The organism is Sphingomonas hankookensis, assembly GCF_001619955.1.
GTDB lineage: Bacteria > Pseudomonadota > Alphaproteobacteria > Sphingomonadales > Sphingomonadaceae > Sphingomonas > Sphingomonas hankookensis_A.
Genome location: NZ_LQQO01000006.1, coordinates 20,323 through 37,495 on the forward strand (window position 1 = coordinate 20,323; position 17,173 = coordinate 37,495).

At 67.3% G+C, this 17,173-nt stretch carries 12 protein-coding genes; 5 read left to right on the forward strand and 7 right to left on the reverse strand.

Going from position 1 to position 17,173, the window contains the following annotated elements; genetic code table 11:
• Positions 1 to 53 precede the first annotated feature (53 nt).
• Positions 54 to 1,910 (reverse strand): ABC-F family ATP-binding cassette domain-containing protein, encoded by a 1,857-nt coding sequence (locus AVT10_RS05180; RefSeq protein WP_066689104.1) that lies wholly within the window; start codon positions 1,908 to 1,910, stop codon positions 54 to 56.
• A gap of 881 nt (positions 1,911 to 2,791) precedes the next feature.
• Positions 2,792 to 4,519 carry a class I adenylate-forming enzyme family protein gene (locus AVT10_RS05185; protein WP_066689106.1) on the reverse strand — a complete coding sequence of 576 codons (1,728 nt, stop codon included), beginning with the start codon at positions 4,517 to 4,519 and terminating at the stop codon, positions 2,792 to 2,794.
• Between the two features lie 181 nt (positions 4,520 to 4,700).
• Here AVT10_RS05185 and AVT10_RS05190 point away from each other — a divergent pair, with 181 nt between their 5' ends.
• Genes AVT10_RS05190 through AVT10_RS05205 form a run of 4 tightly spaced genes read left to right on the forward strand, consistent with a single transcriptional unit; the run spans position 4,701 to position 9,922 of the window.
• A complete protein-coding gene (locus AVT10_RS05190; RefSeq protein WP_066689108.1) occupies positions 4,701 to 6,725 on the forward strand; it encodes a 3-hydroxyacyl-CoA dehydrogenase NAD-binding domain-containing protein in 2,025 nt (674 codons plus the stop codon).
• Complete coding sequence (locus AVT10_RS05195) at positions 6,722 to 7,900, forward strand: acyl-CoA dehydrogenase family protein (protein ID WP_066689113.1); 1,179 nt, start codon at positions 6,722 to 6,724, stop codon at positions 7,898 to 7,900. Before AVT10_RS05190 ends, AVT10_RS05195 begins: the two co-directional genes overlap by 4 nt.
• Before the next feature lie 22 nt (positions 7,901 to 7,922).
• Positions 7,923 to 9,050: an acyl-CoA dehydrogenase family protein gene (locus AVT10_RS05200; RefSeq protein ID WP_066689114.1), complete on the forward strand. Its 1,128-nt coding sequence runs from the start codon at positions 7,923 to 7,925 to the stop codon at positions 9,048 to 9,050.
• Entirely contained in the window at positions 9,050 to 9,922 is an 873-nt protein-coding gene (locus AVT10_RS05205; RefSeq protein WP_157092690.1) for an acyl-CoA thioesterase, read from the forward strand. Before AVT10_RS05200 ends, AVT10_RS05205 begins: the two co-directional genes overlap by 1 nt.
• A gap of 115 nt (positions 9,923 to 10,037) precedes the next feature.
• Here AVT10_RS05205 and AVT10_RS05210 read toward each other — a convergent pair whose 3' ends face one another.
• The 4 genes from AVT10_RS05210 to AVT10_RS05225 are packed head-to-tail and all read right to left on the reverse strand — an operon-like array spanning position 10,038 to position 14,217.
• Positions 10,038 to 11,117, reverse strand: coding sequence for a catalase family protein (locus tag AVT10_RS05210; RefSeq protein WP_066689172.1), 1,080 nt, complete (start codon positions 11,115 to 11,117; stop codon positions 10,038 to 10,040).
• A gap of 58 nt (positions 11,118 to 11,175) precedes the next feature.
• Entirely contained in the window at positions 11,176 to 11,970 is a 795-nt protein-coding gene (locus tag AVT10_RS05215) for an SDR family NAD(P)-dependent oxidoreductase (RefSeq protein WP_232307887.1), read from the reverse strand.
• The gene (locus AVT10_RS05220) at positions 11,970 to 12,983 is read right to left on the reverse strand and encodes a phosphotransferase family protein (protein ID WP_066689118.1); all 1,014 of its coding nucleotides are present in this window, start codon (positions 12,981 to 12,983) and stop codon (positions 11,970 to 11,972) included. Before AVT10_RS05220 ends, AVT10_RS05215 begins: the two co-directional genes overlap by 1 nt.
• Complete coding sequence (locus AVT10_RS05225) at positions 12,973 to 14,217, reverse strand: acyl-CoA dehydrogenase family protein (RefSeq protein WP_066689173.1); 1,245 nt, start codon at positions 14,215 to 14,217, stop codon at positions 12,973 to 12,975. Before AVT10_RS05225 ends, AVT10_RS05220 begins: the two co-directional genes overlap by 11 nt.
• A gap of 131 nt (positions 14,218 to 14,348) precedes the next feature.
• On the opposite strand from AVT10_RS05225, the gene AVT10_RS05230 reads away from it, so the two are divergent.
• Positions 14,349 to 15,566 carry a TetR/AcrR family transcriptional regulator gene (locus AVT10_RS05230; protein ID WP_084401380.1) on the forward strand — a complete coding sequence of 406 codons (1,218 nt, stop codon included), beginning with the start codon at positions 14,349 to 14,351 and terminating at the stop codon, positions 15,564 to 15,566.
• A 3-nt stretch (positions 15,567 to 15,569) separates the two neighbouring features.
• On the opposite strand, the gene AVT10_RS05235 is transcribed toward AVT10_RS05230, so the two are convergent.
• On the reverse strand, positions 15,570 to 17,144 hold the full coding sequence (locus tag AVT10_RS05235) for a long-chain fatty acid--CoA ligase (RefSeq protein ID WP_066689120.1): 1,575 nt from the start codon (positions 17,142 to 17,144) through the stop codon (positions 15,570 to 15,572).
• Positions 17,145 to 17,173 lie beyond the last annotated feature (29 nt).

Below are 17,173 nucleotides of genomic sequence, written 5' to 3' on the forward strand. Positions count from 1 at the left end.
GGCACATACACCAAGACGCATAATTCGACGGGATAGCGGTGACGCCAATCCCCCTACGCCGCCAGCGCCTCCAACGCCTCGTTCGCCTCCATCCACTTCGTCTCCGCCACCTCGATTTCGGTATCGAGGCTCGCGCGGCGCTTCATCAACTGCGCCATCGTCAGCTTGGCCAGCGCAGGCGACGCCTGCCCCGCCATCGCCGCATCCAGGGCATCGCGCTGTTCGGTCAGCCGCGCCAGATCGCGCTCGATCGCCTGCGCCCCCTTGCGCAACACCTGCGCCTTTTCGCGCGCTTCGGCGGCGGCCTTGCGGTCGTTCTTCTTGTTGGCCTTGGCTGCCTTTTCCTTCGCCGAATTGCCCAGCACCAGCGCGATATAGTCGTCGATGGTCCCGTCGAACTCCTTCGCGGTCCCCTCATCGACCAGCACCAGCCGATCCGCCGTCGCCTCCAGCATATGCCGGTCGTGGCTGACCAGCAGCACGCAGCCGGTATAGGCGTTCAATGCCTGCACCAGCGCCTCGCGCGCATCGACGTCCAAGTGGTTGGTCGGTTCGTCGAGGATCAGCATGTGCGGCGCATCCCGCGTAATCAGCGCCAGCGCGAGGCGCGCCCGCTCGCCGCCCGACAGCTTCCCGACCAATGTCGTCGCCTTGTCCCCCGAAAAGCCGAACCGCCCCAACTGCGCGCGGACGGCGGCGGGCGACGCGCCCTTCATCTGCCGCGTCATATGCTCCAGCGGGGTGTCGTCGGTGCTCAGTTCCTCCACCTGATACTGGGTGAAGTAGCCAACCTTCATCTTGCCCGCGGCGTTCATGTCGCCGTCCATCGGCGCCAGTTGCGCCGCCAGCAGCCGCGCCAGCGTCGTCTTGCCGTTGCCGTTGCGGCCCAGCAGCGCGATGCGATCCTCGGGATCGATGCGCAGGTTCAGCCGCTTGAGGATCGGCGTCTCGCCATAGCCGACACTCGCCATGTCGAGCGTGATGAGCGGCGGACGCAGCTCATCGGGATCGGGGAAGTCGAACGACAGGCTGGGGTCCTCGGCCATCGCCGCGATCGGCTTCATCTTGGCGAGAATCTTCAGCCGCGACTGTGCCTGCTTGGCGGTCGAGGCGCGTGCCGAGTTCTTGGCGACATATTCCTGCAGCTTGGCCCGCTGCGCCGCCTGGTTGGCGCGCGCCGCCTCCAGCTGCGCCAGCCGCTCGGCGCGCTGCTTCTCGAACGCGTCATATCCACCCGGATACAGCGTGATCTTGCCCTGATGCAGGTGCAGGATATGGTCGACGACGTTGTTCAGGAAATCGCGCTCGTGGCTGACGACGACGATCGTCGCTTTGTACCCTTTCAGGAAATCCTCGAGCCACATTACCGCTTCAAGGTCGAGGTGGTTCGACGGTTCGTCGAGCAGCAGCACGTCCGGCTGGCTGAACAGCAACGCCGCCAGCGCCACGCGCATCCGCCAGCCGCCCGAATAGCTCTCCAGCGGCCGGTTCTGCATCTCCTCGTCAAAGCCCAGCCCGACCAGAATCCGCGCCGCGCGCGCCGGGGCACCATAGGCGTCGATCGCCAGCAGCCTTTCGTGAATATCGCCTAGCCGGTCGGGATCGGTCACCGTCTCGGCATCGTGCATCAGCTTCGCACGCTCGACATCGGCTTCCAGCACGGTTTCGAACGGCGTCGCCTGTCCGGCCGGCGCTTCCTGCGCGACATAGCCCAGCCGACTGCCCCGCGGCATCTCCGCCACGCCATTATCGGGCTCCAACTGGCCGGCGATCACCCGCACCAGCGTCGACTTGCCCGCGCCATTGCGCCCGATCAGCCCGACGCGGCTGCCCGGCGGCAGCGCCGCACTGGCGTTGTCGAGGATCGTCCGCCCGCCCAGGCGCACCGTGATACCGTTCAGATTGAGCATGGCCGGGCCGTTAGCAGTTTTCACGGCACTTGCGAAGGGTGGCGGGAACGGCCTTTCCTACACGCCATCACCGGCGCATGATCCGCCCCGGCCGCCCCCACGCGCCTGCTCTTTGACACGTCCGATCGCCTGCGCGCGCTTCGCTAGCCGCGCGCATTCAACCGCCCCAGACGTCATCCCAGCGAAGGCTGGGATCTCCCCGTGACGGCACGGGACAATCGCCGCGAATGCTGGATGAACCGTTATTGCAACTGAATAGCATTGTTTCGCTGACTATGTGGCGAGTGTGAACTTAGTGAACTTTAACCGCCTCACACGGTCCGTACCTAAAGCCCGCCACGGGCAAAGCCCGTGTCGTCGGACGGCGCTTCAAGCGCCGCCGGCCGGCCGCGCCTGGAGGCTCGGCCTAGCTGCGCTACGCCTTCGCCCGGCGCGGCGAGTGTGAACTTAGTGAACTTTGACCGTCGCACCTGGGCCCGTACCGAGGCCCGCCGCGGGCAAAGCCCGCGTCGTCGGACGGCGCCTCACGCGCCGCCGGCCGGCCGTGCCTGAAGGCTCGGCCTAGCTGCGCTACCCCTTCGCCCGGCGCGGCGAGTGTGAACTTAGTGAACTTTGACCTTCTCACACGGTCCGTACCGAGGCTCGCCACGGGCAAAGCCCGCGTCGTCGGACGGCGCCTCACGCGCCGCCGGCCGGCCGCGCCTTGGGGACGCGGCCTAGCTGCGCTAGGCCTGGCCCGGCGCGGCGAGTGTGAACTTAGTGAACTTTGGCCGTCGCACCCGGGCCCGTACCGAGGCCCGCCACGGGCAAAGCCCGCGTCGTCGGACGGCGCCTCACGCGCCGCCCACCGGCCGCGCCTCCTGCGGCTCGACGTAGCTGCGCTACGCCTTGCCCGGCGCGGCAAACATCTGGCGCAGCTCGCTTTTCAAAATTTTCCCATTGGCATTGCGCGGCAGCACCGTGTCCGAGAACCGCACCGCCACCGGCACCTTGAACGCCGCCAGCCGCGCACGGACGAAGGCCTGCAGCTCCGCCTCGCTCGCCTCGCATCCCGGACACAGGTGGACGACCGCCGCCGGCACCTCGCCCAATGCCGGATCGGGCACGCCGACCAACGCGGCATCGGTGACCGAAGGATGCGCGTACAACACGTCCTCCACCTCGATCGAATAGATATTTTCGCCACCGCGGATGATGATGTCCTTGGCGCGGTCGACGATGGTGCAAAAGCCCTCCTCGTCCAGCCGCGCCAGATCGCCGGTGCGCACCCATCCGTCGACGAAGGTCTTGGCCGTCTCCTCCGGCGCGTTCCAGTACCCACGCACGATCATCGGCCCGCGCGCCCACAGCTCGCCGACCTCGCCGACCGGCCGTTCGGTCACGCCGTCATCGGCCATGATCTTCAGGTCGGCGACCGGCACCGGCGCACCGCAACTGGTCGGCCGCGCCAGATAATCCTCGCCGACATGCTGCGTCACCGTCGCCATCGTCTCGGTCATGCCCCAGCCATTGCCGGGCAGCGCACCGAACACGTCGAAGATCCGCTTCACCAGATCGGGCGCCGACGGCGCGCCGCCATATTGCACGACCTCCAGCGACGACAGGTCGTATTTCTCGCGGTCGGGATGCTCCAGCAACTGCCACGCGATCGTCGGCACGCCGCCGGTCACCTGCACCCGCTCCCGCTCGATCAGCGCCAGCGCCTCGCCCGCATCCCATTTGCGCATCAGCACCAATGTCGTGCCCCCGGCCAGCGCCCCCATCAGCGACGCGCTGCACGCCGTCACATGAAAGAACGGGATGACCAGCAACCCGACCTTCGGCTCCGGCTCGGGTGGCATCTCGCCCCGCCGCAGATAGGACCTTGCCGCAACATAGGCCGCCGACAGGATATTGGTCGACAGGTTGCGATGCGTGCCCAGCGCCCCCTTGGGCCGCCCGGTCGTGCCGCTGGTATAGAAGATCGTCGCCGCATCGTCAGGCAGGATCTCGACCGCCGGCAGCGCAACCTCAGGCAGCGACGCATAGCCGCTACAATCGCCGATCGCATCCTCCAGCCGCCGGCAGATCCCGCTCAGCGGCACCCGCGCCCGCGCGACCAGCACCGCCTCCAACCCCGGCATCGCGCGATAGTCGCCGTCCAGCCGGTCGTGCCGCTGCCGGTCGACGATCAGCACCCGCGCGCCCGAATCGTTGACACCGAACGCCAGCTCCTGCGGGCTCCACCACGCGTTGAGCGGCACGCAGATCGCCCCGGTCGCGACGATGGCAAAGAAGGCCACCGGCCATTCGGGCATGTTGCGCATGGCCAGCGCCACCCGGTCGCCCTTCGCCACTCCCATCGCGCGCAGTTCGGCGGCGAGCGTCGCGATGGCGCGATACTGCGCCTCATAGGTCACGCGCTGGTCCTCATGGATCGTCGCCAGCCGATCGCCATGCGTCCGCGACAGCGCGATCAGCTGCGTCAGGTTCGCCGGCGCATTCTTCCACACCCGCGTCGCGATCCCGTCGATCGTCACCTGATCCATCTCGAACGGCTGGCCCGGCGCGGTCAGCGCACCCCGTACCGCCGCCATCGACATGCGCGGCCAGTCCGCCGGCACCGTCATCCCTGCTTCGCTACCTGCCACGCAACCGCTCCTGACTATCTGTCGAAGGTCGGGTTTGCCCCGCTCCTTCCGCTTTTCATGGCCGACACTATTGATTGTCATCCCGCGAAAGGCAATAGAATGCAGCAACCCCGCCGGCGTTTAGAATGACCGGTATGGCATTTTATGGAGAAGATGCGACATGCCCGTGACTACCGAACGCCATGGCGACGTCCTGGTCGTCATCGCCGACAATCCCCCGGTCAACGCCCTGTCGGCTCCGGTCCGCAAGGGGCTGACGGCCGCGATCGAGGAAGCCGCCGGCGACGGTTCGGTCCGCGCGGTGGTGATCGCCTGCGCCGGGCGGACCTTCTTCGCCGGGGCCGACATCACCGAATTCGGCAAACCCCCGATCGAACCGATGCTGCCGGAGGTGGTCGACCGGATCGAGGCGTCGGACAAGCCGGTCGTCGCCGCGATCCACGGTACGGCGCTGGGCGGCGGGTGCGAGGTTGCGATCGCCAGCCACTACCGCATCGCCGTTCCCAGCGCGAAGCTCGGCACGCCCGAGGTGAAGCTCGGCCTGCTCCCCGGTGCCGGAGGCACCCAGCGCCTGCCTCGGCTCGCCGGCGTCGCGGTCGCGCTGGAGATGGTGGCGAAGGGCGATCCGATCTCCGCTGCCAAGGCTAAGCAGGCCGGCATCGTCGACCGATTGGCCGGCGAGGACAGCCTGCTCGCCGACGCCATCGCCTTCGCCCGCGAAGTCGCCGACGTCCGCCCGATTCCCCGCGCGTCCGAGCGCCCGCTCTCCCCCGACCCGGAAGCTATCGCCGCCTTCGAGAAAACCAACGCCCGCCGCTTCCGCGGCTTCGAAGCACCCGCCGCCAACATCGCTTGCGTCGTGAAGGCAACCGAAACCCCCTATGCCGAGGGGGTCGAGTTCGAACGCCAGCAGTTCATGAAGCTGATGTTCGGCGTCCAGTCGGCGGCCCAGCGCCATATCTTCTTCGCCGAACGCAAGGCATCGAAGATCGACGGCATCGCCGACGACGTGAAGCTGCGCCCGATCGACCGCGTCGGCATCATCGGCGCCGGCACGATGGGCGGCGGCATCGCGATGAACTTCCTGTCGGCAGGCGTGCCCGTCACCATCGTCGAGATGCAGCAGGACGCGCTCGACCGCGGCACCGCCACGATCCGCAAGAATTACGACGCCACCGCCGCCAAGGGCCGGATGAAGCCCGAACAGGTCGACCAGGCGATGGGCCTGCTCACCCCCACGCTCGACCTGAACGCGCTGGCCGATGTCGATCTGGTGATCGAGGCTGTGTATGAGGAAATGTCGGTCAAGCAGGACATTTTCGCCAGGCTCGACGCGATCTGCAAACCCGGCGCGATCCTCGCGTCGAACACCAGCTATCTCGACGTCAACGTCATCGCCCAGGCGACGAAGCGGCCGGAGGACGTACTCGGCCTGCACTTCTTCTCGCCCGCCAACGTCATGAAACTGTTGGAAATCGTCCGCGGTGATGCGACCGCCGACGATGTGCTGGCAACGGCGATGGCGCTGGCCAAGAAGATCCGCAAGGTCGCGGTCATCGCCGGCGTCTGTCACGGCTTCATCGGCAACCGCATGCTGGAACCGCGCCAGGTCGAAGCGTTGAAGCTGCTGCTGGAAGGCGCCACCCCGGAACAGGTCGACCGGGTCCATGTCGAATTCGGCATGCCGATGGGCCCGTTCCAGATGGCCGATCTGGCCGGCGTCGACATCGGCTGGCACCGCGATCCCAACCGGATCGAAAACCTGCGCGACGCCCTCGCCGCCGAAGGCCGCTGGGGCCAGAAGAAGCAGGCCGGCTTCTACGATTACGACGCGAAGCGGACCCCGTCGAACAGCCCGCGCGTCGCCGAGATCATCGAGGATTTCCGCAAGAAGACCAACACGCCGCAACATGAGGTGACCGATCAGGAGATCATCGAGCGGACGCTCTACACGCTGGTCAACGAAGGCGCGAAGATCCTGGCCGAGGGCAAGGCGCAGCGCGCGTCGGACATCGATGTGGTCTGGATCTATGGCTATGGCTGGCCGGTCTATCGCGGCGGCCCGATGTTCTGGGCCGATACCGAAGGGCTGAAAAAGATCGTCGAGGGGTTGGAGCGCCACGGTTTCGAGGTATCGCCGCTGCTGCGCGAGAAAGCCGAACAGGGCGGGAGGTTCTCGGCATGAGCGACCTCGCCCAATTCCGCGCCGACACCCGCGCCTGGCTGGAGGAGAATTGCCCGCCCTCGATGCGCGAACCGGTCCGCTCCGACAAGGATGCGACCTGGGGCGGCCGCAACGCGACCTACGCCAACCCCGACCAGAAGATCTGGCTCGACCGCATGGCGGCACGCGGCTGGACCGTGCCCGATTGGCCGACCGCCTATGGCGGCGGCGGCCTGTCGCCGGCCGAAGCCAAGATTTTGCGCGAGGAAATGGCGGCGATAAACGCCCGCAACCCGCTCTATTCCTTCGGTATCTCGATGCTCGGGCCGGCGCTGCTGAAATACGGCACCGAAGAACAGAAGCTGGAGCATCTGCCGAAGATCGCCCGCGGCGAAATCCGCTGGTGCCAGGGCTATAGCGAACCCGGCGCCGGCTCCGACCTTGCCGGGCTGCAGACCAGCGCGGTGGAGGATGGCGACGACTTCATCGTCAATGGGCAGAAGGTGTGGACCAGCTATGCCGACAAGGCCGACTGGATCTTCTGCCTCGTCCGCACCGACCGCTCGACCAAGCAGGGCGGCATCAGCTTCCTGTTGTTCGACATGGCCTCGCCCGGCGTCGCCACCCGCCCGATCAAGCTGATCTCCGGCAACTCGCCCTTCTGCGAAACCTTCTTCGACGATGTCCGCGTGCCCAAGACCAATCTGATCGGCGAACGGAACAAGGGCTGGGACGTCGCCAAATATCTGCTCGGCCATGAGCGGGAGATGATCTCCGGCATGGGGCTGACCGATGATCGTCCGCTGATCGACCGCGCGGTGGCGACGGTCGGGCACGACGATCAGGGCCGGCTCGCCGATCCGATGCTGCGCGCCACGCTCGCGACCTTCGATGTCCGCGCCCGCGCCTTTGCCGCCATGTCCGAACGCTTCATCGACGAACTGAAGGCGAACCGCGCCCATCCGGCGCAGCCCAGCATGATGAAATATGTCGGGACCGAGCTGAACAAGACGCGCCACGAGCTGATGATGGCGGCGGGCGGCAGCGACCTGCTCGAATGGGAGGGCTCCGACAGCCGAGACGGCGCCGAAGCCCGCGCATGGCTGCGCACCAAGGCCAATTCGATCGAGGGCGGCACGTCCGAAATCCAGCTCAACATCATCGCGCGTCGTATTCTCGACCTGCCGACCCAGTAACCGTCTGTCAGGAATTACCATCATGCCGTTGTTTCTGAACGAAGATCAGACGATGCTCGCCGATACGGCGCGCGAATTTCTGGGGGAGGCCGCGCCGGTCGCGCATCTGCGCGCGCTGCGCGATGCTGACGACCCCACCGGCTTCGACCGCGACCTCTGGGCCAAGTTCGCCGAGATGGGCTTCACCGGCATGATGGTGCCCGAAAGCGCCGGCGGCCTGGGCCTTGGCCATGTCGAGGCCGGCATCGTGCTGGAGGAGATCGGCCGCAACCTGTCGCCCTCCCCGTTCCTCACCACCTCGGTCGCCGCCGTCGCGGCGCTGGCCGGCACGTCGTCCGGCGAACGCTGGCTTCCCGAAATCGCCGCAGGCCGAACCGTCGCCGCGCTCGCCATCGACGAGCGCGCCAAGCATGGCGACAGCGTGGCGCTCCGCGCCGAGCGCGCCGGCAACGGCTTCCGTCTGTCGGGCACCAAGCAGTTCGTGACCCATGGCCATGTCGCCGACCTGATCCTCGTCGTCGCCCGCACTGCCGGCCAAGCCGACGACAAGGACGGCCTGACCCTGTTCGCGCTGCCGGCCGGCACACCGGGCATGACTGCCGATCCGCGGCGGCTGGTCTACAGCAGCATCGCCGCACGGCTGACCTTCGATAACGTCATGGTCGATGGCGACGCGGTGGTCGGCGCGGTCGATGACGGCGGGACGGCGCTTGCCCGCCTGCTCGGCGCCGCACGGACCGGGGCGGCGGCGGAATCGCTCGGCGTCGGCGATGGCGCCGCCACTCGCACCCTCGACTATCTGCGCCAGCGCAAGCAGTTCGGCCAGACCATAGGCAGTTTCCAGGCGCTGCAACACCGCGCCGCGCATCTTTATTGCGAACTGGAGGTCGCCCGCGCCGCCGTGCTGAAGGCGCAGCAACTGCTCGACCAGGGTTCGCCCGACGCCGACCTCGCCGTCTCCGTTGCGAAGGCGATGACCGGCATCGCCACCACCCTGTCGGTGCAGGAAGCGGTGCAGATGCATGGCGGCATTGGCATGACCGACGCGGCTGATATAGGCTTCTTCATGAAGCGCGCCCGCGTCCTGACCGAAATGTTCGGCGATATCGGCTATCACACCGACCGTGTGGCGCGCGCCGGGGGATATTGATGGAGCCAACACCCGACGATCTGATCGCCGGTCTCGTCCGCCTGCTCGATATCGAGGAGATCGACACCGACCTGTATCGCGGCGCCCGCAATCCGGGCGGCGTCGGCCGGGTGTTCGGCGGGCAGGTTATTGCTCAGGCGCTGCAGGCCGCCCAGCGTTCGATCGGCGGGGAGAAGATCGCGCACTCGCTCCACGCCTATTTCATGCGGCCGGGCGATGAACAGCATCCGATCGTCTATCGCGTGGTCCGCGACTTTGCCGGGCGCAGCTTCGCCAATGCCCGCGTGATCGCGATGCAGCGCGGGCAGGCGATCCTTAACATGGCGGCATCGTTCCAGCTGCCCGAGAACGGGCTGGCGCATCAGGATGCGATGCCCGACGTGCCGCCGCCCGAGGCTTTGCCGACCGACCGTGAACTGCGTGAAACGATGCAGGACCGCATTCCGGAGAAGTTTCGCCGCCTGTTCCTGCGCGCCCGTCCGATCGAGATCCGCCCGGTCGAGGCCGAGCACTGGAGCGACCCGACCAAGCGCGCCCCGCTGCAACATGGCTGGTTCCGGGCGGTCGCGCCGATCGGCGACGACATGACGCTGCACCGCGCGATCCTCGCTTATGCCAGCGACATGATGCTGCTCGGCACCTGCATGTTGCCGCACGGCATCCACTGGATGATGGACCAGGTACAGACCGCCAGCCTCGACCACGCGCTCTGGCTGCACGAACCGTTCCGCGCCGACGACTGGCTGCTGTACCAGACCGACAGCCCCTGGGCCGGCCACGCCCGCGGCTTCAACCGCGGCCGCTTCTTCAGCCGCGACGGGCGGTTGGTGGCAAGCGTCGCGCAGGAAGGGCTGGTGCGGGTAAGGGAGTAGCCACGCCCGCTCCATGACCGTACCCCCGCGAAGGCGGGGGTCCAGGGTTGCCCTGTCACAAACGTTACCGTTTGCCGCCCTGGACTCCCGCCTCCACGGGAGTACGAAAGCCCCCTCAACCCGGCTCGTGCAACGGACACCCGTTGAACCGCCGTCGATACTGCACCGAATGGTCGTAGATCGGCTTGCGCACCCGGTTCACCCCGCCCAGCGGCTGATGCGCCGCCAGCCCGGTCCACACGCTGAAGCGCAGATTGTCGTCCACCTCGGCCACCTGGTCCGCCGACCAGCTGTCCTGCGGCTCTGTCCGGATCGTCGCGACGGTGATGAACGGGCTGACATCTTCCGGCCACGGCGTCGCCGCATCCTCGATCGGCTGGGCATCGGTATCGCGCAGCAGCTGCACCCGGACCTCCCATTCGCCGCGCACCCGGCGGGCATCCGCCTGCATATCCTCACGGATCGCGTTCGGCCGGTCGCTCGTATCGATCACCCGATCGGTCAGCGCGACCAGATCGGGCGACACAGGCACCAGCTGATATTTGGCGACGAACGCCCCGTGGCGGAACGGCGTCGCGGAGAAATAGGTCTCGCCCAGCGGATGGACGTTCTTCGACCCGCCCATCGTCTTGAGCAACGTACTCTCGGTCCCGACCGCTTCCAGCGCCGCTTCCGCCCCGCGCAGGACATAGGACAGCGCCTTCTTCGCCCATTCCGCCTTGTCGGTCGTCTTGGCGAGCAGCTTCAGATTGCCCGCGAATTTCTGCGGCGTCGGCGCGGCGAAGGCAGGCGCATTGACCATCACGAAGTCCTGCGTCCGCCCCTCCGCACCGGAAAGCCGCTCGCCGTCGACCTCCAGCACCTTCCACGCCAGACCACGCGGCAACCCGATCGCATCGTCGATGATGTCGCCCGGATTGGTCGAGAATCGCAGGATCACCGGATGCACGCCCGGCGTCGCGAACAGCCCCTGCGCCAGTTCCGGCGGCAGGTCGTCATGGATGGTCAGCTCACCCTTCAGGATGCCATGCCCCTTGGCATGGACCGCGCGAACCGCCTTGCCATAATCCTTCGAGGTCGTCTCCAGGATCGTGTCGAACGACCGCTCCATATCCGCGACCGCCTCCGCTTCGTCTGGCTGCGGCTGCTCCAGGCTTGCCGAATAGCGGATCGGCGGTTTCAGCAGGGCGGTCATCGGCAAACTCCTTTGTCTTTGAACGACAAAGGGCGGCAATCCGATTCGTTCCGCCCCGTCAGATGGCGGTACGCCCATAGTCCTGCCGGGTGACCGGATGGCTCGACGACAGCCCGCCATCGACCGCCAGCGCCTGCCCGTTGACATAGCTCGCCTCGGCCGAGCTCAGGAACAGCACGACTGCCGCCACCTCCTCCGGCTCGCCACCGCGCCGCAGCGGGTTCAGCCGCCCGATCCGTGCTTCCTTGCCCGACTGCCGCGCATGGTCGTACACCATCGCGGTCATGCCGGTCTCGACCAAGCCGGGGCATACGGCATTGACCCGCACGCCCGATCCGGACAGCTGCTGCGCGGCGGTCTGCACCAGGTTGATGACGCCCGCCTTCGACGCCGAATAGGCCGCGCCACCCGCGCCCGATCGCAGCCCGGCAACGCTGGCGGTGCACACGATCGCCCCGCCGCCGGCCGCCGCCATGATCGGCGCGGCATGGCGGATCGCCAGGAACGGGCCGATCAGATTGACCCGCAGGATTTCCGACCAGTCCTCGGCGGTCGTGTCGAACAGCCCGGCGATCCCGCCCGATATGCCGGCATTGGCATGCACCACGTCGATCTCGCCGAACGTGTCGACCGCCAGTGCGATCGCCCGCGCGACATCCGCGTCCTCCCCGGCATCCATCGCGCACGCGACCGCCCGGCCGCCCATGTCCTCGATCATCGCCGCCGTCACGTCGCCCTGCGCCACATCGGCACACACCACGCCCGCCCCTTCGCGGGCAAAGGCCAGCGCGGTCGCACGCCCGATGCCGGATCCCGCCCCGGTGACCAGCACCGACTTGCCCGCAAAGCGCATCACGCCCCCGCCTTCTTCGCGAAATCCCATGCCATTGCCGCCAGCATCGGCACCTTGGCCGCCATCGCCGCCGCCTGCGCGCTCGCGGCATTGCCGTCGCGCAGCCGCTGCTTGATGCCCTGCACGATGCCGGTCAGGCGGAACAGGTTATAGGCGAAATACCATTCCAGCTGCGGCACGTCGCGCCGCCCGGTCGCGGTGCAGTAGCGCGCCACCACCTCGTCCATCGTCGGAATGCCGCTGTCGCCGCCCGCCAGCCCCTTGATCCCCGACCGCCCATCCGGCTCGGTGCCCCAGTTCATCAGCAGATAGGTGAAATCGGCCATCGGATCGCCCAGCGTCGACAATTCCCAGTCGAGCACCGCCGCGACGCGCGGTTCGGCTTCGGCAAAGATCAGATTGTCGATCCGGTAATCGCCATGAACGATCGACACCCGCTCCTGCGCCGGTACGGTGCGCGGCAGCCAGTCGATCAGCCGTTCGACATCGGGCAGGTCGTCGGTCTGGCTCGCACGATATTGCCGGGTCCAACGCGCCACCTGCCGCTCGAAATAATTGCCCGGCTTGCCATAATCGCCCAGGCCCACCGCCACCGGATCGATCGCATGCAACGCGGCCAGCGCATCGATCATCGCCTCATAATGCCCCCGCCGCTCGACCGGGGTCATGTCCGGCATCGACCCGTCCCAGATCGTCCGCCCGGCCACCCGCTCCATCAGGTAGAAGGGCGCACCGATCACCTCCGTATCCTCGCACAGCGCGATCGGCCGCGGCACCGGAAAGCCGGTCGGATGCAGCGCCGCGATCAGCGCATATTCCCGCTCGACAGCATGGGCACTGGGCAACAGCGGTCCGAACGGCTTCCGCCGCAAGACGAACGACCCCGCTGCCATCTCGACCCGGTAGGTCGGATTGCTCTGCCCGCCCGGATAGCGCGTAACCTCGACCGGCCCCTCGCCCACCGTCGCCGCCAGCCACGGCCCCAGCCGCGCGAGATCGAGGTCAGCGTTCATCGGCCACCTTCGCGAACTCGGCACGGGCGATGGCGCGGTTGTGGACCTCGTCCGGCCCGTCGGCAAAGCGCAGCGTGCGCACCCCGGCCCATGCGGCGGCGAGCGGAAAATCCTCCGACACCCCGCCCCCGCCATGGGCCTGGATCGCATCGTCGAGAATTTGTAGCGCCATGGTCGGCGCCTGCACCTTGATCATCGCGATCTCGCCCTGCGCCGCCTTGTTACCCGCACGGTCCATCATGTCGGCCGCCTTCAGGCACAGAAGCCGCGTCATCTCGATATCGATCCGCGCGCGCGCGACCCGCTGTTCCCACACCGAATGCTCGGCGATAGCCTTGCCGAACGCCACGCGCGATTGCAGCCGCTTCGCCATCGCCGCCAGCGCCATCTCCGCCACGCCGATGGTCCGCATGCAATGATGAATGCGCCCCGGCCCCAGCCGCCCCTGCGCGATCTCGAACCCGCGCCCCTCGCCCAGCAACAGGTTCGCAGCCGGCACCCGCACCTGCTCCAGCACCACCTCGCCATGGCCGTGCGGGGCATGGTCGTACCCATAGACCGGCAGCATCCGCTCGATCCGTACCCCCGGCGTGTCCATGGGCACCAGGATCATGCTCTGCTGCTGGTGCCGCCGCGCATCCGGATCGGTCTTGCCCATTACGATCGCCACCTTGCAGCGCGGATCGCCGGTGCCCGACGACCACCATTTGCGCCCGTCGATCACATAATCATCGCCATCGCGCACGATCCGCGTCTCGATATTGGTCGCATCCGAAGACGCCACCGCCGGCTCGGTCATCAGGAAGGCGGAGCGGATCGTGCCTTCCATCAGCGGCTTGAGCCACGCTTCCTTCTGCTCGCGCGTGCCATAGCGGTGCAGCACCTCCATATTGCCGGTGTCGGGCGCGGAACAGTTGAACACCTCGCTCGCCCAATGCCATTTGCCCATCTCCTCGGCGCACAGCGCATATTCGACGTTGGACAATTGCGTCCCTTCGAACGCAAAGCTCTCATCGACCATCGGCGCGCCCGAATGCGGCGGCATGAACAGGTTCCACAGTCCGGCGGCCTTCGCCTTTTCCTTCAGCGGCTCCAGCATCGCGACCGGTGCCCAGCGATCGCCGCGCGCGACCTCGGCATGATATGCATGGTCGGCCGGGGCGACATGCTCGGCGATGAACGCCGCCACGCGGTCGCGATATTCGGTTTCGCGCGCACTGAACCGAAAGTCCAACATCCGTCTCCCATTGCAACTGTTTTGCCCGGTCTACGCCATACCGGATATTCGGTAAAGCGCAGATGACGTCGCGGTATGGTGCGATAATGGGGCTTGGGGTCCACACCCGATCTGCTAGAGATGGGACCATGACGACGACCGACGGGGCCACCAAACGCTACCGCGCCAAGCGCGACGCCATCCTTGCCGCAGCAGCCGAGGCGATCAACGAAGCGAGTGCCAAGGGCATGACCTTTGCCGATGTCGCGCGCCGCGTTGGGCTGAACACCACCAGCGTCACCTATTACTTCAAGCGCAAGGAGGACCTCGCCGCCGCCGCCTTCGACCACACGCTCGACTGGCTGCACGCGGCGCTCGACGAATCGCTGCGCCAGCCGACGCCACAGGCGCGCGTCGCCGAATTCCTGTCGATCCATTTCGACCGCCAGCGCCGGATCGAGGCGGACGAGGAACGTCCCGTCGCGATGCTGTCCGACCTGCGCGCGATGGAGGATCCGTTCAAGGCCCGGCTGCTGGCGCGCTGGCGCGACGTCTTCCGCAAGGCACGCACGTTGTGGGGGGAACCACGCGACCGCATCGCCAAGGATGTGCAGGGTGCCCGCGCGCACATGCTGCTCGAAAACTGCTTCTGGCTGACCGTCTGGATCGACCGTTACGAACCCGACCAATATGACCGGGTGGAGGCGCGGTTGATGGACGTGTTCACCCACGGCCTTGCCGGCCCCGGCCAGCGCTGGGACCCCGAACCGCTGGTGCTGGAACAGGCGGATGCGGAGCCGGCGCGCGACGCCTTTCTGCGTGCCGCCACCCGGCTCATCAACGAACTCGGCTATCGCGGCGCCTCGGTGCAGCGGATCGCGTCCGAACTGAACGTGACCAAGGGGTCGTTCTACCATCACCTCGATGCCAAGGACGATCTGGTCGCCGCCTGTTACCAGCGCAGCTTCGACACCATTTCCGCCGCGCAGCGCGCCGCCGACCGTGACGGCGGCAGCCACTGGCAACGCCTGTCCAGCACGCTGGCGACGCTGGTCGACGCGCAGTTCACCGAACAGGGGCCGCTGCTGCGCACCACCGCGCTCGCCGGCCTTCCCGTCGGCGTGCGGCAGGCGATGGTCGACCGCTCCAACCGGATCGCCCGCCGCTTTGCCGGCACGATCAGCGACGGCATCACCGAAGGATCGGTCCGTGCGGTCGACCCGCTGATCGCCGCACAGGCGCTGATGGCGTTGCAGAACGCCGCCTTCGACCTGCGCGGCTGGGCGGCGACCATGCCGCGCGACCGCGCGGTCGGCTTCTATGCCTCGACGGTGATGACCGGGCTGTTCACCGACCCGGTCGTGTAGCGATCACGCCAGCACCCCGCGATATTCCCCGCGCAGCGCGGCCTTCTTCAGCTTCCCCGTGGCGCTGTGCGGCAGCGCGTCGACGAAGATCACCCGGTCGGGCAGCCACCATTTCGCGACCTTGGTCGCCAGATGGGCCATCACCGCTTCGACCGTCACCTCCGCATCTGGCCGTTTCACCACCAGCAGCACCGGCCGTTCGTCCCAGCGCGGATGCGGCACGCCGATCGCCGCCGCCTCGGCAACACCCGGACAGCCGACCGCTGCATTCTCCAGATCGACCGAACTGATCCATTCGCCGCCCGATTTGATGACGTCCTTCGCCCGGTCGGTAATCTGCATCGTGCCGTCGGGGTGCAGCATCGCCACGTCACCGGTGTCGAACCAGCCATCCGGCGTCAGCGCGTCGCCCGCCTCGTCGCGGAAATAGCGTTTGATGACCCAGGGGCCCCGCACCTGCAACTGGCCCGACGTCTGCCCGTCGCGCGGCAGGACGTTGCCCTCCTCGTCGACGGTGCGCAGCTCGACGCCGAACGGGACCTTGCCCTGTCGGCACACCTGATCGACCCGCTGGTCGAAGCTCAGATCGTCCCAGTCCGACCCCGGCGCACCCATCGTCCCGATCGGCGATGTCTCGGTCATGCCCCATGCGTGATTGACCCGCACGCCCATCCGCATGATCCGCTCGATCATCGCGCGCGGCGCGGCCGACCCGCCGATCGTCACGACCTTCAGATGCTCGGGCGCCTGCCCCGTCGCGTCCATATATTGGAACATCGCGAACCAGACGGTCGGCACGCCTGCCGAATGCGTCACCCGCTCCCGGTTCATCAGGTCGCACAGCACGGCGGGATCGTTGACCGCCGAGAACACGATCTTCGCCCCCACCGCCGGCGCCGCAAAGGGCAGGCCCCAGCCGACCGCATGGAACATCGGCACCACCGGCAGGCAGACGGCGCGCTGCGACAGGTCGAACTCGTCGGGTTGCAGCTCGGCGATCGCGTGCAGCACGTTCGACCGGTGCGAATAGATCACGCCCTTCGGATCGCCGGTCGTGCCGCTGGTATAGCAGATCATGCAATGCTCGCGTTCGTCCCCCTCGACCCAGGCATAGTCGCCGGTTTCAGGCGCGATCAGCGCGGCAAAGCTGTCCGGCCCGTCGCCGTCCATCACGATGAAATGCTCGATACCCGACAGGCGGGGCTTCATCCGCTCGATGATCGGCGCGAACACCGCATCGTAGAACAGCACCCGATCACCGGCATGGTCGGCGATATAGGCCAGCTGGTCGTCGAACAGCCGCGGATTGATGGTATGGATGATCCCGCCCATGCCGATCACGCCGTACCACGCGATCAGGTGATGGGCGTGGTTCATCGCCATCGTCGCCACGCGGTCGCCGCGCCGGATACCCAGCCGCTCCAGCGCTTGCGCCAGCCGCCGCGCATCCCGCGCGATACCGGCCCAGTTGGTCCGCGTCTCGGTTCCGTTCGCCCAGCGGGTGACGATCTCGCGACCCCCATGCTCACGCTCGGCATGGTCGAGCAGTCGGGGTACTCGAAGTTCGAAATCCTGCATTCCGCCCAGCACGCGCACTCTCCTTCGCG

Bases quoted from the DNA above. Each gene is read 5' to 3' on its own strand.
- AVT10_RS05180 (WP_066689104.1), bottom strand. From the start codon at position 1,910: ATGCTCAATCTGAACGGTATCACGGTGCGCCTGGGCGGGCGGACGATC.
- AVT10_RS05185 (WP_066689106.1), bottom strand. From the start codon at position 4,519: ATGACGGTGCCGGCGGACTGGCCGCGCATGTCGATGGCGGCGGTACGG.
- AVT10_RS05190 (WP_066689108.1), top strand. From the start codon at position 4,701: ATGCCCGTGACTACCGAACGCCATGGCGACGTCCTGGTCGTCATCGCC.
- AVT10_RS05195 (WP_066689113.1), top strand. From the start codon at position 6,722: ATGAGCGACCTCGCCCAATTCCGCGCCGACACCCGCGCCTGGCTGGAG.
- AVT10_RS05200 (WP_066689114.1), top strand. From the start codon at position 7,923: ATGCCGTTGTTTCTGAACGAAGATCAGACGATGCTCGCCGATACGGCG.
- AVT10_RS05205 (WP_157092690.1), top strand. From the start codon at position 9,050: ATGGAGCCAACACCCGACGATCTGATCGCCGGTCTCGTCCGCCTGCTC.
- AVT10_RS05210 (WP_066689172.1), bottom strand. From the start codon at position 11,117: ATGACCGCCCTGCTGAAACCGCCGATCCGCTATTCGGCAAGCCTGGAG.
- AVT10_RS05215 (WP_232307887.1), bottom strand. From the start codon at position 11,970: ATGCGCTTTGCGGGCAAGTCGGTGCTGGTCACCGGGGCGGGATCCGGC.
- AVT10_RS05220 (WP_066689118.1), bottom strand. From the start codon at position 12,983: ATGAACGCTGACCTCGATCTCGCGCGGCTGGGGCCGTGGCTGGCGGCG.
- AVT10_RS05230 (WP_084401380.1), top strand. From the start codon at position 14,349: ATGACGACGACCGACGGGGCCACCAAACGCTACCGCGCCAAGCGCGAC.
- AVT10_RS05235 (WP_066689120.1), bottom strand. From the start codon at position 17,144: ATGCAGGATTTCGAACTTCGAGTACCCCGACTGCTCGACCATGCCGAG.